We start from the raw sequence: 23353 nt of genomic DNA, 5'->3' as shown, positions 1-23353 counted from the left end.
TCATCCCTGCGCCGCGGCTGCGGCCCTCAGCCCGCCGCGCGCATTGACGTAGTCGGCGGCGGTGATCGCCTTGCCGCCGGCGCGCTGCAGCGTGCGGATGCGCAGCGCACCCTCGCCGCAGGCGATGTCGATGCCGTCGCGCCCGGCCGCCAGCAGCGTGCCCGGCGCCTGTCCATGCGCCGAGGGCAAGGCGGTCGCGGCATGGATGCGCAGCTTCTCGCCGGCGACCTCGCCCTCGGCGACCGGCCACGGATTGAATGCGCGCACCTGGTCGGCGAGCTGCTGCGCGGGCCTGCTCCAGTCCAGCCACGCCTCGGCCTTGTCGAGCTTGTGCGCATAGGTCACGCCGGTCTCCGGCTGCGGCTGCGGCACCGGCCGGATCCCGGCACGCAGCAGGCCCAGGCCATCGGTGATGACCTGCGCGCCGAGCCGGGCGAGGCGGTCGTGCAGGTCGCCTGCGGTGTCCGTGGGCGCGATCGGCGTGCTCAGCTTCAGCAGCACCGGCCCGGTATCCAGGCCCTTCTCCATCTGCATCAGGCAGACCCCGGTCTCGGCGTCGCCGGCCTGGATCGCACGCTGGATCGGCGCGGCGCCGCGCCAGCGCGGCAGCAGCGAGGCGTGCACGTTCCAGCAGCCGAAGCGCGGGATGTCGAGCACCGCCTGCGGCAGCAGCAGGCCGTAGGCGACGACGATCATCAGGTCCGGCGCCAGCGCGCGCAGCGCGTCCTGAACATCGGCGCCCTTCAGGCGCTCGGGCTGGCGCACCACCAGGCCGCGGGTCTCGGCCTCGCGCTTGACCGGCGATGGGGTCAGCACCCGGCCGCGACCGGCCGGCCGGTCGGGCTGGGTATAGACCGCAACGACCTCGCGGCGGGCGTCGGCGGCCTGCAGCGCCGGTACGGCGAAGTCGGGGGTTCCGGCGAAGACGATTCTCATGGACGGGATTCGGGATTGGGGATGGAGGGATTCGGAACAGCGAAGGGCATGCGGATCGGAGTTCTTCGAATCCCCAATCCCCAGTTCCTAATCCCGGTCCTTCCGCAGCTTCTCGAGCTTCTTCAGCGCGCGGTCGCGCTTGAGCGGCGACAGGTAGTCGATGAACAGCTTGCCGTCGAGGTGGTCGATCTCGTGCTGCACGCAGGTCGCCAGCAGGCCGTCGACGCTCAGCTCGAACGGCTTGCCGTGGCGGTCCAGCGCCTCGACGACGATGCCGTCGGCACGGGTCACGTCGGCGAACACGCCGGGGATCGACAGGCAGCCCTCGGTGTGCACGCGCAGGTCCTTCGAGGCCTCGCGGATCGTCGGGTTGACGAACACCAGCGGCTGGTCGCGGGACTCGGTGACGTCGATGACCAGGAAGCGCTCGTGGGTGTCGATCTGGGTCGCGGCCAGGCCGATGCCGGGCGCCTCGTACATGGTCTGGAACATGTCGTCGAGCAGCCGCTGGAACGCCGGGTCGGCGAAACGGTCGCCGGCAACCGGCGCGGCGACCTTGCGCAGGCGGGAATGGGGATATTCGAGGATGGGGAGCAGGGACATTTTCGAACCGAACAGCGAAGGCGGTCACAGCCGCGGACATGATTTGCCATTGTACCGTCCGGGGCGCTTGCGCCGCCGCGCGGGTTTCAGGCTATATTGCGGCGCTGCAAGGGGAAATCTCCAAGGGGAGCGGGTAGATGGCCGGCATGTTTCAGCGCCTTTCCCGGTCGCTTCGCACGGCGTCTGCCGTCGCGTTGCTGACCGTTACGACGTTTGCCGCCGCGCAGGGGATGCGTGGCGATCATCCAGACACCTACGTGGTGGTCCGCGGCGACACGCTGTGGGGCATCGCCGGGCGCTTCCTGGACAAGCCCTGGCTGTGGCCGGAGATCTGGCAGGCGAATCCGCAGATCGCCAATCCGCACCTGATCTATCCGGGTGACGTGATCAGCCTGGCCTACCTCAACCGGGTGACGCTGCAGCCGGGACCGCGCCCGGAGACCATCGCGCCGATCGACGCGATCTCGCTGGCCGACATCGAGCCGTTCCTGAAGAACCGCAGCATCGTCTTCAGCTTCGACGAACTGCCGTACGTGCTCGGCGCCGAGGACACCCGCCTGCGCGGCAGCCTCGACCGCAACATCTACGTCACCGGCCTGGACAACGCCCAGCCGGGCCAGCGCTACGCGGTGATCCGCCCGGCCACCGAGTTCTACGGCGCGCGCCGCAGCCGCGACCTCGACTACCGCGGCAAGCGCGTCCATGGCGAAGGCAACCTGTGGCGCGACACCATTCCGAAGCTCAACGGCCAGGACGCCTTCCTGGGCTACGAGATCGTGCAGATGGGCGTGGCCACGGTGCTGCGCGGTCCGACCCCGGACAGCGAGGCCACCACGCTGGTGCTCGACGACAACGGCTTCGAGGCCCGCCCCGGCGACCGCCTGACCCCGGTCAACCCGCAGCCCTACGACCTGCAGTTCTTCCCGCACCCGCCGTCGGCCGACGCGGTCGCCGCCGACGCGCGCATCCTCGCCGTGGCCGATGCGCTGATCACCGGCGGCCCGCGCGACGTGATCGCGATCTCCGCCGGCCACCAGCAGGGCGTGGACAACGGCACGGTGTTCTCGGTCTGGCGCGGCGGCCCGCATTCGGTCGACCGGGTCCGCCACCCGAACACCTCGCGCATCACCGACGCGCCGAACCCCGGCTCGCGCCGCAACCGCATGCCGGACGAATACGCCGCGCACGCGATGGTGTTCCGCACCTTCGACCACGTCAGCTACGCGCTGGTCATGGAGGGCGAGAAGCCGGCGCAGGTCGGCTACCGCCTCAAGCACCCGGACGCGACCTACTGAGCCGCGGGGTTTCCTGACAGCACGATGCGACGGCACCTTCGGGTGCCGTCGCCGTTTGCGGCCCAGGATGGCCGCATGCCCCTTGCCGCCCCCACCGACACCGATGCACTGCTGCGCCTGGTCCTGGCCGGCGGCGCCTCCGCGCCGCGACGCGCCCTGCTCGATGGCGCCAGGCCCGCCGCGGCCCTGGCGGCAGGGTCGGGCGCGTGGCGCGCCGCCGGCCTCGACGCCGCCCAGGTCGCGGCGCTGCGCGCACCCGACGGCATGCGCCTGGACGCGGCCGCGCGCTGGCTGGAAGCGAGCGGCCATCACCTGCTCGGCTGGCACGACCCCGACTATCCCGCCCTGCTGCGCCGGGTGCAGAATCCGCCGTTGGCGCTGTTCGTCGCCGGCGACCCCGCCCTGCTGTGGCATCCGTCGGTGGCGATCGTCGGCAGCCGCGCACCGACCGCGGGCGGCCGCGACAACGCCGCGGCGTTCGCCCACCGGTTCGCGGCCAGCGGCCTGGCGGTCGCCAGCGGGCTGGCCAGTGGCATCGACACCGCCGCACATGCCGCGACGCTCGACGCCGGCGGCACCACGCTCGCCGTGCTCGGGACCGGCATCGACATCCCCTATCCGCGCGCCAACGCCGGCCTGCACGCACGCATCGCCGCCGCCGGCGCGGTGGTCAGCGAGTATCCGCCGGGGACGCCCGGGCGCCCAGAGCAGTTCCCCAGCCGCAACCGGATCATCGCCGGCCTGGCGCTGGGCACGCTGGTGGTCGAGGCCGCGCACCGCTCGGGCGCACTGATCACCGCGCGCCTGGCCGGCGACGCCGGCCGCGAGGTGTTCGCGATCCCCGGCTCGATCCACAATCCCAAGGCACGCGGCTGTCACCGCCTGCTGCGCGACGGGGCGATGCTGGTGGAGACGCCCGACGAGGTGGCCGCCGCGCTGGCGCCCATGGCCGGGGCGCTGGCCGACACCTTGCGCCAGCGCCTTCACGCCCCCATCCCATGCCCCGGAACAGCCTGCGAAACGCCCACCGCGCGCGCTGTTTCCGGCACCGCTGAACACGGCCCCGGCCCGACACCCACCCCCGACCCCGACTACAACCGCTTGTGGATGGCCCTGGGCCACGACCCAAGCGGTATGGATGAACTGGTCGAACGCAGTGGATTGACGGTTGCCCGTGCGTCGGCCATGCTGCTGTCCATGGAGCTGGATGGACGCGTCGAAGTCGCACACGGTCGGTATAGCCGAAAGTCCTGACACATACGCGCCCGAGGGCGCAGGCCGGGGGAAATGAAAGAAAGCATCCTGGATGTCCTGCTCTACCTGTTCGAACACTATTTCACCGAGGACGCGGATCTCGTCCGGGACCGAGATTCATTGCAGAACGGCCTGCTCCAGGCCGGTTTCAGTCCCGCCGAGGTCAACAAGGCCTTCGACTGGCTCGATGCACTGGCCGACCAGCGGCCATTGGCGTCGGTGGTCCGCGCCAACGGTCCGACCCGGGTCTACTACGGCCCCGAGCTGGACCGGCTGGATGTCGAGTGCCGGGGCTTCCTGCTGTTCCTCGAGCAGCACGGCGTGCTCGACGCCGACCAGCGCGAGCTGGTGCTCGACCGCGTGCTGGCGCTGGACCAGGACGAGCTCGACCTCGACGACCTCAAGTGGGTCGTGCTGATGGTGCTGTTCAACCAGCCCGGCAGCGAGGCGGCGTACGCCTGGATGGAAACCCAGATGTTCGTCGACGAGCCCGAGCCGGTGCACTGATACGTCCCCGCGCGGCCCCGCGCCGCGCATCGACGCCTGCGTGCCCATCCGCGGGTTCACCCGCCTCCGCTCGCACCGTCGCCGGTCACTGCCTGCTTGGGGCAACGGCCGCGCTCCAGTACGATGGCGCCGGGGCAATGCCTGAACGCTGCTGTGGCCCGCGACCCCGGTCGCGGCGCCGGCGTGCGGGCTGCATGCTCCGCCCGTCCCCACGCGAGCGCGCCCGATGTCCGACTGGTACTACCTCGATTCCGCCCGGCACCGCCACGGCCCGGTCCCCGGAGACGATCTGGTGCGCCTGCTGCAATCCGGCGCCCTGCATGCCGGCACCCCGGTCTGGCGCGAGGGCATGGCCGACTGGCAGTCGCTGTCGGCCGTGCTGCCGTCGCTCGGGATCGCCGTCCCGCCGCCGCTGCCGCCGTCCGCCGCGCCTGCACCGCGCCGCGGCAACCCCGGCTGCTGGATCGCCCTGGCGGTGGCCGCCGCGTTCGGCGTGGTGGTCGTCGCGATCCTCGCCGCGATCGCACTCCCGGCCTACCGCGACTACGTGCAACGCGCAAAGGTGGCCGAGGCCGTGGTCGGTGCCGCGCCGCTGCGCGCGGCCATCGCCGGCCACGTCGCCGCGACCGGCCATTGCCCGGATGCGGGTGCCGAATCGCTGGAGTTCGCGCTGGCCACGGCCCGCACCTCGCCGCGGCTGGGCGAGGTCCATATCCAGGACACCGGCGGACGCTGCGGCTTCAAGCTGCTGCTGCGCGGCATGGACGACCCGCGCCTGGACGGCGCCACGCTGCGCTATACGCTCGATCCCGAAGACGGCAGCTGGCAATGCGAGAGCACGCTCGATGCCCGCTATCTCTCCGCCGATTGCCGCCGCTGAGGCGGTCGACGCCACCTGCCGCCACGCCGGCCCGGCAATCGGCCCGGTGATTGGCCCAGACCCCGCCCCTCCCTCACAGACAGGACGCGCCTTCCGATGACCGACTGGTACTACGCCGACGCCACCAACACCCGCCAGGGTCCCGTGGCCGCCACCGACCTGCTGCGCCTGCGCCAGACCGGCCGGGTCAACGACGACACCCTGCTGTGGCGCGAAGGACTGTCGGAGTGGCTGCCCTGGCGCACGCTGCAGGACGAGTTCGGACCCGATGCCGACGCCGCGCCGACGTCCGACACCTGGACGCTCGAGGCCACCGTCCCCGCCGACGCCGGCGCCGTGCTGTCGACATCGACCAGCCAAGTGGCCGCCGCCGACAACGGCGGCTGGCGGCCGCTGACCGAATCCGCCGCCACTGCCGGCGGCGTCGCCTCGCCGTACGCGCCACCGGCCGCACCAGTCGCGCGCGCCGCGCAGGTGGTGCACGGCGGCGAGATCGTCTATGCCGGGTTCTGGAAGCGCGTGGCCGCCTACGTCATCGACTCGCTGATCGTCGGCTTCGCCGGCATGATCATCGGCGGCCTGGTCGGTGGCGTGATCGGCGGCATCGCCGGCGCCAGCGGTGCCTTCGATGCGGGCGCGCTGATCGCGATCCAGATCGTCGCCAACCTGCTGTCGATCCTCATCAGCGCGGCCTACTACGCCGGTTTCCATGCCTCGTCGATGCAGGCCACGCTGGGCAAGATGGCGGTCGGCATCAAGGTCGTCCGCGTCGACGGCAGCCGGATCAGCCTGGCCCGCGGCATCGGCCGCTACTTCGCCACGATCCTGAGCACGCTGATCCTGGGCATCGGCTTCCTGATGGCCGGCTTCACCCAGCGCAAGCAGGCGCTGCACGACATCGTCTGCGACACCCTGGTGGTCGACAAGTGGGCGTTCACCGCCAATCCCGAGCTGCAGCAGCCCGGCCTGGGTGTGGTCACGTGGATCGTGCTGGGCATCGCCGGCGGCCTGTTCGCGCTGCTGCTGGCGGCCATCATGCTGGCGATCGCGCTGGGCAGCTGACCCCCCGGCACGATCGCACCCGGCCCGGTGCCGCTTGACAGGCCGGGGCCGGCGTGATTCCACTATAAAAGCAACTGACCGCCCGGGGCCCGTCCCCGGGCGTCGTCATCTTCACCCTTTTTGCGGTGCGCCTTCCCCCGGCCGCACCCGGATGTCCACAGACCATGGCCAAGAACCTCCTCATCGTCGAGTCGCCCGCCAAGGCCAAGACGATCAACAAGTACCTCGGCAAGGACTTCCAGGTCCTGGCGTCGTATGGCCACGTGCGCGACCTGATCCCGAAGGAGGGCGCGGTGGACCCGGCGCACGGCTTCGCGATGCGCTACGACCTGATCGACAAGAACGAGAAGCACGTCGAGGCGATCGCCAAGGCGGCCAAGGGAGCCGAAGGCATCTTCCTGGCGACCGACCCGGACCGCGAGGGCGAGGCGATCAGCTGGCACATCGCGGAGATCCTGAAAGAACGCGGACTGCTGGAGAACCGCAGCCTGCAGCGCGTGGTGTTCACCGAGATCACCCCGCGCGCGATCAAGGAGGCGATGCTGCATCCGCGCGCGATCGCCGGCGACCTGGTCGATGCGCAGCAGGCGCGCCGCGCGCTGGACTACCTGGTCGGCTTCAACCTGTCGCCGGTGCTGTGGCGCAAGGTCCAGCGCGGCCTGTCGGCCGGTCGCGTGCAGTCGCCGGCGCTGCGCATGATCGTCGAGCGCGAGGAGGAGATCGAGGCCTTCATCGCGCGCGAGTACTGGAGCATCGAGGCCGAGTGCGCGCACCCGGCACAGCCGTTCACCGCGCGGCTGACCAGGCTCGACGGGCAGAAGTTCGAGCAGTTCACCGTCACCGACGGCGATACCGCCGAGGCCGCGCGCCAGCGCATCCAGGCGGCCGCGCAGGGCGCGCTGCACGTCACCGATGTCGCCAGCAAGGAACGCAAGCGCCGCCCGGCGCCGCCGTTCACCACCTCGACGCTGCAGCAGGAGGCCTCGCGCAAGCTCGGCTTCACCACCCGCCGCACGATGCAGGTCGCGCAGAAGCTCTACGAGGGCGTGGCGATCGGCGACGAGGGCACGGTCGGCCTGATCAGCTACATGCGTACCGACTCGGTCAGCCTGTCGCAGGAGGCGCTGGGCGAGATCCGCGACGTCATCGCGCGCGATTTCGGCACCGCGTCGCTGCCCGACAAGCCCAACACCTACCAGACCAAGTCGAAGAACGCGCAGGAGGCGCACGAGGCCGTGCGCCCGACCTCGGCGCTGCGCACGCCGGCCCAGGTGGCGCGCCACCTGACCGACGACGAGCGCCGGCTCTACGAGCTGATCTGGAAGCGCGCCGTCGCCTCGCAGATGATCCCCGCGACGCTCAACACCGTCACCGTCGACCTCGCCGCCGGCAGCGAGCACAGCTTCCGCGCCTCGGGCACCACGGTGGTGGTGCCGGGCTTCCTGGCCGTCTACGAGGAAGGCAAGGACAGCAAGGCCAAGGAGGACGAGGACGAGGGCCGCAAGCTGCCGGCGATGAAGACCGGCGACCGCGTGCCGCTGGACCGCATCCATGCCGAGCAGCACTTCACCCAGCCGCCGCCGCGCTTCACCGAAGCGGCGCTGGTCAAGGCGCTCGAGGAGTACGGCATCGGCCGGCCGTCGACCTACGCCTCGATCATCCAGACCCTGTTGTTCCGCAAGTACGTCGAGATGGAGGGCCGCAGCTTCCGGCCCAGCGACGTCGGCCGCGCGGTGTCGAAGTTCCTGTCGAGCCACTTCACCCGCTACGTCGACTACGACTTCACCGCCAGGCTCGAGGACGACCTCGACGCGGTCTCGCGCGGCGAGGAGGACTGGATCCCGCTGATGGAGAAATTCTGGGGCCCGTTCAAGGAGCTGGTCGACGAGAAGACCGAGTCGGTCGACCGCACCGAAGCGACCGGCGCGCGCGAACTCGGCACCGACCCCAAGACCGGCAAGCCGGTCAGCGTGCGGCTGGGCCGGTTCGGGCCGTACGCGGCGATCGGCAGCACCGCCGAGGACGCCGAGGACAAGCCGAAGTTCGCCTCGCTGCGGCCCGGCCAGAGCATGCACACGATCTCGCTGGAGGACGCGCTGGAGCTGTTCCTGATGCCGCGCATCCTCGGCGAGGACAAGGGCGAGCAGGTCAGCGTCGGCATCGGCCGGTTCGGCCCGTTCGCCAAGCGCGGCAGTGTCTACGCCTCGCTGAAGAAGGAGGACGACCCGTACAAGGTCGACCTGGCGCGCGCGGTATTCCTGATCGAGGAGAAGGAAGAGATCGCGCGCAACCGGATCATCAAGGAATTTCCCGACAGCGACATCCAGGTCCTCAACGGCCGCTTCGGCCCGTACATCAGCGACGGCAAGCTCAACGGCAAGATCCCCAAGGACCGCGAGCCGGCTTCGCTGACGTTCGAGGAAGTGACGAAGCTGCTCGAGGAAACCGGCAAGCCGGTGCGCAAGGGCTTCGGCGCCAAGAAGGCGGCAACCAAGAAGGTCGCGGCGAAGAAGGAACCCGCGGCGAAGAAGGCCGCGACCAGGAAGGCACCGGCGAAGAAGGCAGCCAAGAAGGCGGCGAAGAAGATCGCGAAAAAGGCCGTCGCCGCGCCGCAGCCGGAGAAATCGCTGCTGACGCCGGCCAAGGTCGTGCCCGGCAAGAAGCGCGTGGTCAAGGCATCGGCGGACGACGCCCCGTTCTGAGCGCGGTGCCGCGCCCGCCATGCCCGCTTCCGCGCACCGCATCGACATCCCCGCCGCCGCCGCGCTGCTCCGGCGCGGCGGTGTCGTCGCCTACCCGACCGAAGGCGTCTGGGGACTGGGCTGCGACCCGTTCGACGAGGCGGCGGTCATGCGCCTGCTGGCGATCAAGCAGCGCCCGGTCGACAAGGGCCTGATCCTCGTCGCCGGAGACGCGGGCCAGCTCGACGGCATCGTCGACTGGGTCGCGCTGCCGGCATCGCGCCGCGACGCGGTGCTGGCCAGCTGGCCGGGCCCGCATACCTGGATCGTGCCGGCCGCGGCCACGGTGCCCGCGTGGATCACCGGCGCGCACGCCGGCATCGCCGTGCGCGTCAGCGCCCACCCTGGCGTGGTCGCGCTGTGCGCGGCATTCGGCGGCGCACTGGTGTCGACCAGCGCCAATCCGGCCGGCGCGCCGGCCGCCCGCAGCGCCGACGCGATCGATGCCACGCTGCTGGCGACGATCGACGGCGTGCTGGCCGGCGGGACCGGCGGCCGCACCCAGCCCTCGACGATCCGCGACGCCGCCAGCGGCGCGACGCTGCGCGCCTGACGCGCAACCGGCTGGGCGGCAACGGCGGTGGGACCGGTCCCTCGCCGATGAGGAAAGGACGCCGCTCCGACCTTGCGTAGGTCGGCCCACGCGGCCGACGTGCGCGATGCCCGGGGCCTCGGGCGTCAGGGGCGTCGGGGGCGTCGCCCCGACCTACGCAGCGGCAGGAAGGCCGTCGGCACGCGTCCGCATGCGAGGCGCAAGCCCTGCGGGCTGACCGGGAGTCCCGATGTCGGGTGCGTGGCGCGGACCTGTGGCGGATACCAAAGAACGGGCGGCGAATGGACCGCGGATGAACGCCGTTTGTGCAGTTTCAGATGCAACGGAACCGCCGCCTCGCATGCGGTTGCCGCACCGCACAAACTATGCTCTATTCGTCGGCCCGGCGTGGAAGCGTTGTCGCGGTGCAGGACCATGGCGCTCCGATCCCCGCGCCAGCCCTGTTGCCCCAGTGGACCACGATGACGACGATGCCGGCCCTCCCGGATCGGGGCCTCTACGACCCCGCCGATGAACGCGACGCCTGCGGTTTTGGACTGATTTCCCGGATCGGCGGCGCCGGTTCGCGCGAGATCGTCGACATCGCCCTGCAGGCGCTCGCGCGCATGGCGCATCGTGGCGGCATCGCCGCCGACGGCCTGTCGGGCGACGGCTGCGGCGTGCTGCTGTGCGGTGCCGACGACTTCGTCCGTGCGATCGCCGGCGAAGCCGGGCTCGACCTCGGCAACGGCCTGTTCGCCGCCGGCATGGTGTTCCTGCCGCGCGACGAGGCGGCGGCCGCGCGCTGCCGCGAAACGCTGGCACAGCACCTGGCCGACGGCGGCGTGGCGGTCGCCGGCTGGCGCGTGGTGCCGGTCGACGCCGCGGCCTGCGGCCAGCTCGCGCGCGCATCGATGCCGTACATCGAACAGGTGTTCGTCACCGCGCCCGCAGGCGAGGTCGCGGCATTCGAGCGCGCGCTGTATCTGGCCCGCCGCCGCGCCGAACAGGCGCTGCGCGAGCACGAGGACTTCTACGTCGTCGGCCTGACGCCGCGGCTGCTCGGCTACAAGGGCATGGTCCTGCCCAGCCACCTGACCCAGCTGTTCCCGGACCTGCAGCGCCGCGACCTGACCGCGCGCACCGTGCTGTTCCACCAGCGCTTCTCCACCAACACCCTGCCACGCTGGCCGCTGGCGCACCCGTTCCGGCGGCTGGCGCACAACGGCGAGATCAACAGCATCGAGGGCAACCGGCGCTGGGCGCAGGCGCGCCGCGGCGTGTGGGCATCACCGCTGCTCGACATCGGCGAGTTCGACGAGCCGGTGACGATGCACGGCTCCGACTCGCAGACCCTCGACAACATGCTCGAGTGGCTGCTGCTCGGCGGCATGGACCTGCCGCAGGCGATGCGCATCCTGATGCCGCCGGCGACCCAGTCGCTGGAATACAAGGACGCCGACCTCGCCGCGTTCTACGAGTACTACGCGATCAACTCCGAGCCGTGGGACGGCCCGGCCGGCGTGGTGATGTGCGACGGCCGCCATGCCGCGTGTACGCTCGACCGCAACGGCCTGCGCCCGGCGCGCTGGACCCTGTCGCAGGACGGCGTCTTCTGCATCGCATCGGAAACCGGCGTCTGGGACGTCGCGCCGGAACGGGTCAAGGCCAAGGGCAAGCTCGGCCCGGGCGAGATGATCGCCATCGACCTCGATACCGGCACCCTGCTCGACAACGACGCGATCGACGCGATCAACCGCGCGCGCGCGCCCTACAAGCAGTGGCTCAAGCGCGGCATGAGCTACCTGCATACCGAACTGATCGACCCGGCGCTGGCCGCCGAACCCTTCCCCGCCGATACCCTGCTCGCGTTCCAGAAGCTGTTCCAGCTCTCGCGCGAGGAGCAGGAGTCGATCCTGCGGCCGCTGGCGGAGACCGAGCAGGAAGGCATCGGCTCGATGGGCGACGACGTGCCGATGGCGGCGATCAGCCAGCGCGTGCGCCCGTTGTACGACTGCTTCAGGCAGGCCTTCGCGCAGGTCACCAACCCGCCGATCGACCCGCTGCGCGAAGGCGGGGTCATGACCCTGTCCACGCAGATCGGCCGCGAGGGCAACATCTTCCTCGAGCGCGCCGAGAACGTGCACCACGTGCTGCTGAACTCGCCGGTGCTGTCGCAGCGCAAGCTGCGCCAGCTGCTGGCGATGCCGCGCTTCGAACGCGCCAACCGCCTGCTGCACCTGTACTTCGACGAAGGCGACACGCTCGAGGGCGCGCTGCACCGGCTGTGCGCCGAGGCCGAGGCGGCCGCGCGCGACGGCGTGGAGATCCTGCTGCTCAGCGACCGCTACCCCAAGCGCGGCACGGTGCCGGTGCACGCGCTGCTGGCGACCGGTGCGATCCACCTGCACCTGATCCGCACCGGCCTGCGCTGCGACGTGAACCTGGTCATCGAGACCGGCACCGCGCGCGATCCGCACCACTTCGCCTGCCTGATCGGCTTCGGCGCGACCGCGGTCTATCCCTACCTCGCCTACCAGACGCTGCATGCGCTGGGCCGGCGCGGCGTGCTGGCGACCACGGCCGGCGACGAGATGCTGCAGCTCGGCCGCAGCTACCGCCGCGGCATCCGCAAGGGCCTGCTGAAGATCCTGTCGAAGATGGGCATCGGCAGCATCGCCAGCTATCGCGGCGCGCAGCTGTTCGAGATCGTCGGCCTGGATGCCGACGTCGTCGCCCTGTGCTTCGCCGACACGCCGTCGCGGATCGGCGGCGCCGGGTTCGCGCGGCTCGAGGCCGACGCGCGTGCGCTGGCCGCGCACGGCTGGGACGACAACGCCCTGCCCGAACCCGGCGGCCTGCTGCACTACGTGCACGGCGGCGAATACCACCAGTTCAACCCCGACGTCGTGCAGTCGCTGCAGCGCGCGGTGCTGACCGGCGAGCGCGCCGACTGGAAGCGCTACTCGGACTTCGTCGACAACCGCCCGCCCGCGGCGCTGCGCGACCTGCTGCGGCCGAAGGCGGCCGCCGCGCCGCTGCCGCTCGACGAGGTCGAGCCGGTGGCGTCGATCGTGCGCCGCTTCGACTCGGCGGCGATGAGCCTGGGCGCGCTGTCGCCGGAAGCGCACGAGGCGCTGGCGATCGCGATGAACCGGCTCGGCGGCCGCAGCAACAGCGGCGAAGGCGGCGAGGACCCGGACCGCTACGGCAGCGACCGGCGCAGCAAGATCAAGCAGATCGCCTCGGGCCGCTTCGGCGTGACCCCCGAGTACCTGATCAACGCCGACGTGCTGCAGATCAAGGTCGCGCAGGGCGCCAAGCCCGGCGAGGGCGGGCAGCTGCCCGGCAGCAAGGTCAATCCGCTGATCGCGCGGCTGCGCTACGCCAAGCCGGGCATCGGCCTGATCTCGCCGCCGCCGCACCACGACATCTACTCGATCGAGGACCTGGCGCAGCTGATCTTCGACCTGCGCCAGATCAATCCCCAGGCGCTGATCTCGGTCAAGCTGGTCAGCCATGCCGGCGTCGGCACGATCGCCGCCGGCGTGGTCAAGGCCGGCGCCGACCTGATCACGATCTCCGGCCACGACGGCGGCACCGGCGCCAGCCCGCTGGGCTCGATCCGCTACGCCGGCGCGCCGTGGGAACTGGGCCTGTCGGAGGCGCGCCAGGCGCTGCAGTTCAACGACATGCGCGACAAGGTGCTGCTGCAGACCGACGGCGGCCTGAAGACCGGCTACGACGTGGTCAAGGCCGCGCTGCTCGGCGCCGACACCTTCGGCTTCGGCACCGCGCCGATGATCGCGCTGGGCTGCAAGTACCTGCGCATCTGCCACCTCAACAACTGCGCGACCGGCGTGGCCACCCAGGACGAGCGCCTGCGCGCCAACCACTACAAGGGCCTGCCCGAACGCGTGGAGACGTTCTTCCGCAACGTCGCCGAGGACGTGCGCGAGCACCTGGCCGCGCTCGGCGCACGTTCGCTCGACGAGATCGTCGGCCGCACCGACCTGCTGGAGCAGCACGTGCGCGAGACCCGCGACCTGGTCGACGTCGACCTGTCGATGCTGCTGCGCCGCGATCCCGGCAAGCCGGCGGCGTACTGCGGATCGCCCGCACTGCAGGTTCCGCCCGGCGGCCTGGCCGCGACCCTCGACGCGCGGCTGGCGAAGGCCATCGCGCGCGGCGACGGCGGTGCGTACGACTTCGACATCCACAACACCGATCGCAGCATCGGCACCCGGCTGTCGGGCCTGATCGCGCGCCACCACGGCAACACCGGCATGGCCGACCGGCCGCTGACGCTGCGGCTGCGCGGCAGTGCCGGCCAGAGCCTGGGCGCGTTCAACGCCGGTGGCCTGCACATCGATCTCGAAGGCGAGGCCAACGACTACGTCGGCAAGGGCATGGCCGGCGGCCGCATCGTGCTGCGCCCGCCGACGGGCAGCGCGTTCGAGTCGCGGCTGACGCCGATCCTCGGCAACACCTGCCTGTACGGCGCGACCGGCGGCGAACTGTACGCCGCGGGCCGCGCAGGCGAGCGCTTCGGCGTGCGCAACTCCGGCGCGGTCGCGGTCATCGAGGGCGCCGGCGACCACTGCTGCGAATACATGACCGGCGGCGCGGTCGCGGTGCTCGGCCGCATCGGCCTGAACTTCGGCGCCGGCTTCACCGGCGGCATCGCCTACGTGCTCGACCTGGAACGCGATTTCGTCGACCGCTACAACCACGAACTGATCGACATCCTGCGGGTCACGCCCGAGGCGTTCGACAACTACCGCCAGCACCTGCGCGACCTGATCGAGGCCCATGCGCGGCTGACGGGCAGCGCGTGGAGCGCGCGGATCCTCGACGAGTTCCGCGATTTCGTCGGCAAGTTCTGGCTGGTCAAGCCCAAGGCCGCGAGCCTGAAGGCGCTGGAGGAAGACCTGCGGAGGGCGGCGTGAGGCGAGCAGTGATTGGTGGATTCGTGATTCGTGATTCGAAACGGCGATCCATCGCAGTCGGACCGGTCCCTGCGTTTTCATCTGGGCACTTCGCGCAGACATCCATCCGCTGGCGCACGACTGCTCTTTCCAATCACGGCTTTCAACGGACGAATGTCCGGTCATCACGAATCACGAATCACGCCCCATGACCAAACACGACGTCTTCCGCTTCCTCGAGGAGCCCCGCGAGATGCCCGGCAAGGTGCCGCTGCAGCTGCGCACGGCGGGCGACTGGAACGAGCTCTACGGCAACTTCGAGCAGCGCACCGCCGCCCACCAGGCCGACCGCTGCCTGGACTGCGGCAACCCGTACTGCGAGGCCAAGTGCCCGGTGCACAACTACATCCCCAACTGGCTGAAGCTGGTGCAGGAGGGCCGCATCCTGGAAGCGGCCGCGCTGTGCCACGAGACCAATCCGTTGCCGGAGATGTGCGGCCGGGTCTGTCCGCAGGACCGGCTGTGCGAAGGCGCCTGCACGCTCGACGACGGCTTCGGCGCGGTGACCATCGGCGCGATCGAGAAGTACATCGTCGATACCGCGTTCGCCCGGGGCTGGCGCCCGGACCTGTCCAGGGTGCAGCCCACCGGGCACCGCGTCGCCGTGGTCGGCGCCGGGCCCGCGGGCCTGGCCTGCGCCGACCGCCTGGTGCGCGCCGGCATCGCCGCGACCGTGTTCGACCGCTACGAGCAGATCGGCGGGCTGATGCAGTTCGGCATCCCCAGCTTCAAGCTCGACAAGGCGGTCATCGCGAAACGCCGCGAGGTGCTGGAGGGCATGGGCGTGCAGTTCCGCCTCGGCGTCGAGATCGGAAAGGACGTGGCCATGGACGCGCTGCTGGCCGACCACGACGCGGTGTTCCTCGGCACCGGCGCCTACCGCTACACCGACGGCGGCCTGCCGGGACAGGACCTGCCCGGCGTGCTGCCGGCGCTGCCGTTCCTGGTGCAGAACGGGCGCATCGTCACCGGCGGCGACACCTGGGGCCGGCCGATCGCCGGCTGGGAGGACACGCTCAAGCTGCCCGAGCTGCGCGGCCGCCACGTGGTGGTGCTCGGCGGCGGCGACACCGGCATGGACTGCGTGCGCTCGGCCGTGCGCCTGGGCGCGGCCAGCGTGACCTGCGCCTACCGCCGCGACGAGGCCAACATGCCCGGATCGGCGCGCGAGGTCGCCAACGCGCGCGAGGAAGGCGTGCGCTTCCTGTTCAACCGCCAGCCGCTGGAGATCGAGGCCGGCGACGACGGCACGACCGCCGGCGTGCGCGTGGTCCAGACCCGGCTCGGCGAGCCCGACGCCAACGGCCGCCGCAGCGCGGTGCCGGTCGAGGGCGGCGAATCGCGCATCGAGGCCGACGTGGTGATCATCGCCTTCGGCTTCTCGCCGACCCTGCCCGAGTGGCTGGTCGAGCACGGCATCGAATCGCACCCCAACGGCCGCATCCGCGTCGGCGGCGAGCGCCGGCTGCCGTACCAGACCGCGCATCCGAAACTGTTCGCCGGCGGCGATGCGGTGCGCGGCGCGGACCTGGTCGTCACCGCGGTGCAGGAAGGCCGCGACGCCGCCGCCAGCATCGCCCGCATGCTGCGCCGCGTCACCGGCGAACCGCGTTCCGCGCTCGACGCGGCCTGAACGGCACGCCTTCCGACACGCGGCCATGCACCGCGCCGCGTGGAGCGCAGTCCGCCTGCTCTACGCAAGGCGCGCGATCCGGGCACCCGTTCACGCTTTGCCCCCGACCCCGGCGGCGCAGCATCGCGTTTCACTTTGCGCAATCGGCCCGGCACCGCATGATGTCGGCATGCGTACCTGCCTGACGACATTGCCGTTGCTGTTCGCATTGGCCACGGCGACGGCCGGGGCGGTGCCGGCCGCCGGCAACGTGACGGTCTACCGCTGCACCGACGGCGGCGGGCGCGTGGCGCTGCAGGACACGCCGTGCGCCGAGGGCCAGAGCCAGCGCGAACGCTCGATGCTGCGCCCCGTGGACGGGCCGCCGCCGGCGCCGCGCCCGGAACCGCCACCGCCCCCGCCGGCCGCGCCGCAGCCGCAGGTCGTGGTGCTGCAGGCACCGCAGCCGATGTACCGTTGCGTGCGTCCGGACGGCAGCAGCTACACCAGCGATTCGGACGCCGGCAATCCGCGCTGGGTGCCGTTGTGGACACTCGGCTACGGCCCGCCGCGCCGGCGCCCGCCGGTCGGCGCGCCGGGCGGCAGCGGCATCGAGCCCGCGCCGCCACCGGGGCACCGTCCACCGCCGCACCGCGGTGCGATCGGGCCGGCCGGCACCTGGGTCCGCGACAACTGCCAGCCGCTGCCGCAGCGCGAGGTCTGCGGCCTGCTGGTCGACCGGCGCGAGGAGATCCGGCGCCGCTTCTTCAACGCCCAGCCCACCGAGCGCGACCAGCTGCGGCGCGAGGAACGCAACATCAACGCACGCCTCGACAACGACTGCCGCCAATGACGCGCACACGCCCTCTCCGCGGCCTGTGGCTGCTGCCGCTGCTGTGGCTGGCCGGCGGCGCGCAGGCCGACGCCGACAACGTGGTCTACCGCTGCGAGGACGCCAGCGGCGCGGTGACCTTCCAGAACGGCACGCCGTGCGCCAAGGGCATGCGGCAGCAGCGCCGGGTCGTCGAGATCGCCGCGCCGCTGCCCGCGTTCGTGCCACCGCCGCAGGCCGACGTGGCGCCTTCGGTGCCGTTGATCTCGACGCTGCGCCTGGCCGAGCTCGGTACCGGCGACGTCGACGAGGACGCGCCGCCACGCGAACCGCCCCCGCCGCTGTTCGCCTGCCGCGTCTACGACGACAGCAGCTACTACCGCGAGGACGACACGCCGCCGACGCGCTGCCGGCCGCTGCAGACGGTGGGCATCGGTAGCGTACCCGGCATGGGCGCGGGTCAGGCCTGCGAGCACGTCGAGGACGTCTGCACCGCGGTGCCGGCCGACTCGCTGTGCCGGGTCTGGGAGACCCGCGTGCGCGAGGCCGAGTTCCGCTGGCAGTACGCCCAGGGCCGCGAGCGCGAGCGCCTGCGGCAGGAGTACGAGGCCCTGTTCACCACCTACAGCGACAGCGACTGCCTGGGCCACTGAACCGGCGCCGTGGCGCCGGGCTCGCTCGGCTCTGCAACGGCGCGGAACCGCCATCGGGCAATCGGCGGTACGTCGGCGACGACACGCTTGCCGCCTCCTTTCACCACCAGCGGCCGACGCTGGCGCAGTAGTCGGCGTAGGCGGTGCCGAACTGCGCGCGCAGCCGCGATTCCTCGAACGGGATCACCACCCGCTGCAGGATCAGCAGCGGCGCCGGCAGCAGCAGCAGCGCCCACGGCACGTCGAGGATGCACGCCAGTCCCGCATAGCTCAGCGCCAGGCTCAGGTACAGCGGATTGCGGGTGAAGCGGTACGGGCCGGCGACGATCAGCCGCGACGGCAGCTCCGCCGGCAGGATCGTCGTGCGCCGGCGCAGGAACAGCGCGAAGCAGGCCAGTGCCAGCAGCAGCCCCGCATTCGCCAGCAGCGTGCCGAGCAGGTGCAGCGCGGTCAGCCAGCGGCCTTCGGGCAGCGGCAGGCCGAGCATGCGCTGCAGCAAGGCGCCGCCGGCCAGGGCGATGACGAAATGCAGCGGCGAGGTCGTGCGCGCCAGCCAGGGCGCCCGGACCCGGCCGCCTGCCGGCGCGCGCTCAGAAGCCATACCGCAGGAATCCGCCATCGACCGCGATGCACTCGCCGGTGATGTAGCCGGCCGCCGGCAGGCACAGGAACGCGACCGCCGCGGCGACCTCGTCGGGCTCGCCGATGCGGCCCATCGGCGTGCGCGCCAGCACCTCGTCGAGATAGTCGGGATCGGCCAGCGGCGCCGACGTGCGCCGGGTGCGGATGTACCACGGCGCGACGGCGTTGACGCGCACGCCGTCGCCGGCCCACTCGACCGCGAGATTGCGGGTCATCTGGTGCAGCGCGGCCTTGCTCATGCCATAGGCGACGCCGGTGCGCACGTGGGTCAGCGCGGACACGCTGCCGACGTTGACCACGCTCGAGGTCGCGTGCCGGACCAGCAGCGGATAGGCGTAGCGGGTCAGCTCGAACGCGCTGAACACGTTGATCTCGAAGATCTCGCGCCACTCGTCCTCGCTGTACTCCGTGGCAGGGCGCGAGACGTTGCCGCCGGCGTTGTTGACCAGGATGTTCAGGCCGTCGCCCTGGTCCTCGACCCAGTCGAGGATCTCGCGGCGCTGGTCCTCGTCGACGACGTCGGCGATCAGCGCGCGCACGTCGGCATCCGGCTGCAGGTCCAGCAGCTCGTCGCGGGTCTCCTCCAGCGCATCGCCATTGCGGCCGACGATCAGCACCGTCGCGCCGAACCCCGCCAGCTCGCGCGCGATCGCACGACCGATGCCGGCGCTGCCGCCGGTCACCAGGGCCAGTTGTCCGTCCAGGCGCCAGCGCTGCGGATCCATCGACATTTCCTCGATTGCGTGGGCGTAGGATAGCCCCGGGCCCGCCGCAGGGAGTATCCGATGCCAGGCATCACCCGACCACCCTCGCCTCCCGCCGCCGTTGCCGGCTGTACGCGCCTGTTCCTGGTCGCTGCGCTGGTGCTGGCGGCCACGGCCTGCCGGCCGCCGCCGGAGACGCCGACCGACAGGCCGCCCGAGCCGCAGGTCGGTCAACTGCGCGATGCGATCCAGCAGCCCCTCGACGAGGCGCGCGATGTCCAGCGCACGCTCGACGACGGCGCCGCGCGCCAGCGCGACATGATCGACGCCGCCGAACGCGGCGGATAGGGCCGGCCCCGACCCGCCAGCCGACACCGGCGACGGCGCAGGGCGGGTCGAGACCCGCCTTACGACCGCCTGGTCGCCCCCCGCTGGTCGCGGACGGCGCGGCGCCTCACAGCTCGCAGAAGCAATACGCGATCGCCTTGGCCGGCTTGCCCGGGGTCGGCGTCATCACGCCTTCCAGCAGGCGCAGGTCCTGTTCGGCGCGCGGCGCGACCCGGGCCAGCACGCCGTGGGCGAACGCGCTGTCGCCGAGCAGCGCGCTGCCGGCGCGGCCGCCGACGAAGCTGGTCAGGAAGCGGCCGAACGGGGTCGCGGCCTTCTCGACATAGCGCACGCGCCAGCGGCCGTCGGGCTCCAGGCCGGCCAGTTCGGCGGCCTTGGCGATCGAGGCCTGCAGGCCGCCGAGCTCGTCGACCAGTCCGCGCTCCAGCGCCTGGGTACCGCTCCAGACGCGGCCGCGGGCGACACCGTCGATCTGCTCGGCGCTGCGCCCGCGGGCGTCGCCGACCTTGCCGATGAAGTTCTGGTAGCCGCGGTCGATCACCGACTGGATCACCTGCCCGACCTCGGGATCGAGTTCGCGCGACAGGTCGAACGCGCCGGCGAAGCGGGTCGTGCCGACGCCGTCGGTGCGGATGCCGAACTTCTCCAGCGTGCGCGGGAAGGTCGGCACCAGCGCGAAGATGCCGATCGAACCAGTGATCGTCGATGCATCGGCGTAGATGCGGTCGGCGTTCATCGAGATCCAGTAGCCGCCGGACGCGGCGACATCGCCCATCGACACCACGACCGGCTTGCCGGCGGCCTTGAGCGCATCGACCTCGCGGCGGATCTGCTCGGAGGCGAACACCTCGCCGCCGCCCGAATCCACGCGCAGCACCACCGACTTGACGTGCTTGTCCTCGCGCGCCTCGCGCAGCAGCGCCGACGTCGATTCGCCGCCGATCGTGCCCGGCGGCTGCTGGCCACCGGTGATGCCGCCCTCGGCGACGACCACCGCGACGGTGTCGCGACGGTCGGCCGGGCCCGTCTTGGGATCGACGTGGGCCAGGAACTCGCGCATCGAGATCTGGCGGAAGCCGCCGTCGGCGTCCTCGTCGGCGACGCCGCGCTCGGTCAGCAGGGCTTCCACCTCCTCGCGCGTCTTCAGGCCGTCGACCAGCTTGCGGTCGAGCGCGTACTGCGCCAGGTCGCCGCGGGCCGCGGCGATGCCCGCCGGCAGCGCCGCGATGTCGGCGTTGATCGTCGCCGGGTCGAGTCCGCGCACCGCGGCGATGTCGGCGATGTGGCGCTGCCAGATGTCGTTCATCCAGTACAGGTCGGCTTCCTTGGCCTCGGGCGACGCGGCGTCGAGGATGAAGGGCTCGGCCGCGGACTTGTACTCGCCGACCTTGAACAGGTGCATGTCGACCTGCAGCTTGTCGGCCAGCGCCTCGCGGTAGTACTGGCGGTAGCCGCTCAGGCCCTCGAGCAGCATGCCGCCCTCGGGATCGAGGTAGACCTCGTCGGCCTGCGCGGCCAGCAGGTACTGCTGCTGGCCGAAGTACTCGCCGAACGCGACGACCTGCTTGCCGGCCGCGCGCACCGCGGCGATCGCCTCGGCGACCTCGCGCATCGACGCATAGCCGGAGAACGTCAGCCGGTCGGTGCGCAGCAGCACGCGTTCGATGCGCTTGTCGTCCTTGGCCGCGTCGAGCGCGCGCAGCAGGTCGCGCAGCTGCACCTCGCCGACGCCGCTGCCGCTGCTTTCGGCCAGCGCCCGCATGAACGGGTCGCTGCGGTACTGCTCGACCAGCGCGCCTTCCGGGGCGATGACCAGCGTCGAGCGCTCCAGCAGCGGTGCCGGCTTCGAGCCGCGGCCGACCAGCGCCAGCAGCACGATCAGCGCGAACAGGAACAGCAGGCCGAAGAACAGCAGGTTCAGCACCAGGCGGCGGATGAAGTTCATGCCGTCCCAGAGGCCGACGAAGAAGCGCGCCAGGGGCGCGCGGGGCTGGACAGTACTCATGCGTTGATGCGACTCCATTGAATGACGTGCTGCTCGAGAGCGTGCTGCTTCAGGGCGTGCTGCCCGGAAGCGTGCTGCTCAGGAGCGTGCGGCTGCGGTCGGCGTTGCGGCGCCGGCCCCCGGCCCCTCGATCCATCCCACCCCGGCAGCGTACCGGGCCCGGACGACGAATGCATGCGCCTGAAGTCACCATGCCGCCGGGGGCCGCCCGCGACCGCGCCCCCTGTGCCTTCAGCCCGCGACCGGGCCGGCCACCGCCGGCGGCGTGTCCGCGTCGACCCGGCGGCTGCTGCGCAGGAAGCGCGCACCCAGCAGCGTGGCCGCCACCGCGAGGCCGGCGATCAGGCCGATCCACATGCCCTCCGGTCCCCAGCCCAGTCCCAGGCCCAGCCAGGCCCCCAGCGACATGCCGACGCCCCAGTAGGCGACCGCGGCCAGATACATCGGCACGCGCGTGTCCCTGAGCCCGCGCAGCGCGCCGGCCGACAGCACCTGGATGCCGTCGGGGAACTGGAACGCCGCCGCGTACAGCAGCAGCGTCCCGGCCAGCGCCGCGACCGCGGCGTCGCCGGTATAGAGGCCGGCGACGTGGTCGTGGCCCAGCAGCAGCGCGATGCCCGACAGCGTCTGCGTGCCCAGCACCAGCGCCAGCCCGGCGAATCCGGCGCGGCGCACGCCCGCCGCGCCCAGGCCCCTGCCCAGCGCATGGCCGACGCGCACCGTGGTCGCCTCGGCCAGTCCGAACGGGATCATGAAGCACAGCGCGGCGACGTTGATCGCGATCTGGTGCGCGGCGACCTCCACCTCGCCCAGCCGACCGATCAACAGCGCGGTGACGACGAACAGGCTGCTCTCCATCGTCACCGTGACCCCGATCGGCAGGCCGGTGCGCAGCAGCGAGCGGATCGGCGGCCACTGCGGCAGGTCGAGGCGGGCGAACAGCGCGAACGGCGCGAACCGCTTCGAAACCGCCAGATAGACCGCGAAGCCGATCGCCTGCGCCCACATCATCGTCGCCGAGGCCAGGCCCAGACCGCCGGCGCCACGCTCGGCGAACGGCCCCCAGCCGAAGGCCAGCGCATAGCCCAGCGGCACCAGCAGCGCCAGGCCGCCGAAGCCGAACAGCATCGTCGGCAGCGTCCAGTGCACGCCGTCGCTGAGATAGCGCATGCAGAAATACAGCGTCAGCGCCGGTACGCCCCAGCGGATGCCGTGCAGGAACGCGCTCGCACCGGGCACGATCTCCGGCGCGATGCCCATCGGCCCGAGCACACCGACCAGCAGGGTCAGCATCGCGAACAGCAGCAGACCCAGCGCCGCGGCCAGCCACAGCGCCTGCCGGAACAGCGGGCCGATCTCGGCCTGGCGGCCGCTGCCGTCGAGCTGCGACACCGACGGCGGCAGCGCCATCAGCGTGCCCATCGGCACCATCATCGGCAGCCAGAAGATCGCCGTGCCCACCGCGACCGCGGCCAGCGTGTTGGTGCCGTGGTGACCGGCGATGACGCTGTCGACGAACCCGAGCAGGCCGGTCGCCAGGTGCCCGAGCACCAGCGGTCCGGCCAGCACGGCGGTCTTGCGCACTTCGGCGGCGAAGCGCGGGGATGCGGGGGCGGAGGCCATGGGAAACGGATCAGGCGACTACGGCAGCGCGTACGGACCGGTGCGTGCGCTGGCGCCGGGGCGCGCAGGGCCGGTATTTTAGGCGCGATCGCCCGCAACGGGGACATGCGTGGCGTCGGCAGCGATTCCGCGCCGC

The 23353-nt window shown here is 71.7% G+C and carries 18 protein-coding genes; 12 read left to right on the top strand and 6 right to left on the bottom strand.

Going from position 1 to position 23353, the window contains the following annotated elements:
- Positions 1-936 carry a methionyl-tRNA formyltransferase gene (gene fmt / locus LDO26_RS03865; RefSeq protein ID WP_232129765.1) on the bottom strand — a complete coding sequence of 312 codons (936 nt, stop codon included), beginning with the start codon at positions 934-936 and terminating at the stop codon, positions 1-3.
- 87 nt (positions 937-1023) lie between these two features.
- Positions 1024-1539 carry a peptide deformylase gene (gene def / locus LDO26_RS03860; RefSeq protein ID WP_232129764.1) on the bottom strand — a complete coding sequence of 172 codons (516 nt, stop codon included), beginning with the start codon at positions 1537-1539 and terminating at the stop codon, positions 1024-1026.
- Positions 1540-1685: 146 nt separating this feature from the next.
- On the opposite strand from def, the gene LDO26_RS03855 reads away from it, so the two are divergent.
- The 11 genes from LDO26_RS03855 to LDO26_RS03805 all read left to right on the top strand — a co-directional run bounded on the left by LDO26_RS03855 (position 1686) and on the right by LDO26_RS03805 (position 17895).
- Positions 1686-2834, top strand: a complete 1149-nt coding sequence (locus LDO26_RS03855; RefSeq protein WP_232129939.1) for a LysM peptidoglycan-binding domain-containing protein — start codon at positions 1686-1688, stop codon at positions 2832-2834.
- Between the two features lie 75 nt (positions 2835-2909).
- Positions 2910-4088: a DNA-processing protein DprA gene (gene dprA / locus LDO26_RS03850; RefSeq protein ID WP_232129763.1), complete on the top strand. Its 1179-nt coding sequence runs from the start codon at positions 2910-2912 to the stop codon at positions 4086-4088.
- 33 nt (positions 4089-4121) lie between these two features.
- Positions 4122-4595: a DUF494 family protein gene (locus LDO26_RS03845; RefSeq protein WP_232129762.1), complete on the top strand. Its 474-nt coding sequence runs from the start codon at positions 4122-4124 to the stop codon at positions 4593-4595.
- Positions 4596-4821: 226 nt separating this feature from the next.
- Positions 4822-5475: a pilin gene (locus LDO26_RS03840; RefSeq protein ID WP_232129761.1), complete on the top strand. Its 654-nt coding sequence runs from the start codon at positions 4822-4824 to the stop codon at positions 5473-5475.
- A gap of 96 nt (positions 5476-5571) precedes the next feature.
- On the top strand, positions 5572-6537 hold the full coding sequence (locus tag LDO26_RS03835) for an RDD family protein (protein WP_232129760.1): 966 nt from the start codon (positions 5572-5574) through the stop codon (positions 6535-6537).
- A 164-nt stretch (positions 6538-6701) separates the two neighbouring features.
- Positions 6702-9239: a DNA topoisomerase I gene (locus LDO26_RS03830; protein WP_232129759.1), complete on the top strand. Its 2538-nt coding sequence runs from the start codon at positions 6702-6704 to the stop codon at positions 9237-9239.
- A gap of 19 nt (positions 9240-9258) precedes the next feature.
- Positions 9259-9831 carry an L-threonylcarbamoyladenylate synthase type 1 TsaC gene (gene tsaC, locus LDO26_RS03825; protein ID WP_232129758.1) on the top strand — a complete coding sequence of 191 codons (573 nt, stop codon included), beginning with the start codon at positions 9259-9261 and terminating at the stop codon, positions 9829-9831.
- Positions 9832-10292: 461 nt separating this feature from the next.
- Positions 10293-14759, top strand: coding sequence for a glutamate synthase large subunit (gltB, locus tag LDO26_RS03820; RefSeq protein WP_435594022.1), 4467 nt, complete (start codon positions 10293-10295; stop codon positions 14757-14759).
- 187 nt (positions 14760-14946) lie between these two features.
- Positions 14947-16431, top strand: a complete 1485-nt coding sequence (locus LDO26_RS03815; protein WP_232129756.1) for an FAD-dependent oxidoreductase — start codon at positions 14947-14949, stop codon at positions 16429-16431.
- A 169-nt stretch (positions 16432-16600) separates the two neighbouring features.
- Positions 16601-17263 (top strand): DUF4124 domain-containing protein, encoded by a 663-nt coding sequence (locus LDO26_RS03810; RefSeq protein WP_232129755.1) that lies wholly within the window; start codon positions 16601-16603, stop codon positions 17261-17263.
- Positions 17260-17895 (top strand): DUF4124 domain-containing protein, encoded by a 636-nt coding sequence (locus LDO26_RS03805; protein WP_232129754.1) that lies wholly within the window; start codon positions 17260-17262, stop codon positions 17893-17895. Before LDO26_RS03810 ends, LDO26_RS03805 begins: the two co-directional genes overlap by 4 nt.
- Before the next feature lie 100 nt (positions 17896-17995).
- Here LDO26_RS03805 and LDO26_RS03800 read toward each other — a convergent pair whose 3' ends face one another.
- Both LDO26_RS03800 and LDO26_RS03795 read right to left on the bottom strand, forming a co-directional pair.
- Positions 17996-18496, bottom strand: coding sequence for a methyltransferase family protein (locus tag LDO26_RS03800; RefSeq protein WP_232129753.1), 501 nt, complete (start codon positions 18494-18496; stop codon positions 17996-17998).
- Positions 18486-19262 (bottom strand): SDR family oxidoreductase, encoded by a 777-nt coding sequence (locus LDO26_RS03795; RefSeq protein WP_232129752.1) that lies wholly within the window; start codon positions 19260-19262, stop codon positions 18486-18488. The genes LDO26_RS03800 and LDO26_RS03795 overlap by 11 nt, the downstream gene beginning before the upstream one ends.
- Before the next feature lie 60 nt (positions 19263-19322).
- Here LDO26_RS03795 and LDO26_RS03790 point away from each other — a divergent pair, with 60 nt between their 5' ends.
- Positions 19323-19589: a hypothetical protein gene (locus LDO26_RS03790; protein ID WP_232129751.1), complete on the top strand. Its 267-nt coding sequence runs from the start codon at positions 19323-19325 to the stop codon at positions 19587-19589.
- A 106-nt stretch (positions 19590-19695) separates the two neighbouring features.
- Here LDO26_RS03790 and sppA read toward each other — a convergent pair whose 3' ends face one another.
- Positions 19696-21594, bottom strand: a complete 1899-nt coding sequence (gene sppA / locus LDO26_RS03785) for a signal peptide peptidase SppA (RefSeq protein ID WP_232129750.1) — start codon at positions 21592-21594, stop codon at positions 19696-19698.
- Between the two features lie 231 nt (positions 21595-21825).
- Positions 21826-23217, bottom strand: coding sequence for an MATE family efflux transporter (locus LDO26_RS03780; protein ID WP_232129749.1), 1392 nt, complete (start codon positions 23215-23217; stop codon positions 21826-21828).
- Between the last annotated feature and the right edge of the window lie 136 nt (positions 23218-23353).

The sequence above is a fragment of the Proluteimonas luteida genome (genome assembly GCF_021191695.1).
GTDB lineage: Bacteria > Pseudomonadota > Gammaproteobacteria > Xanthomonadales > Xanthomonadaceae > Luteimonas > Luteimonas luteida.
The sequence above is the reverse complement of the archived record's forward strand: the minus strand, read 5'-3'. Positions and strand labels throughout refer to the sequence as shown.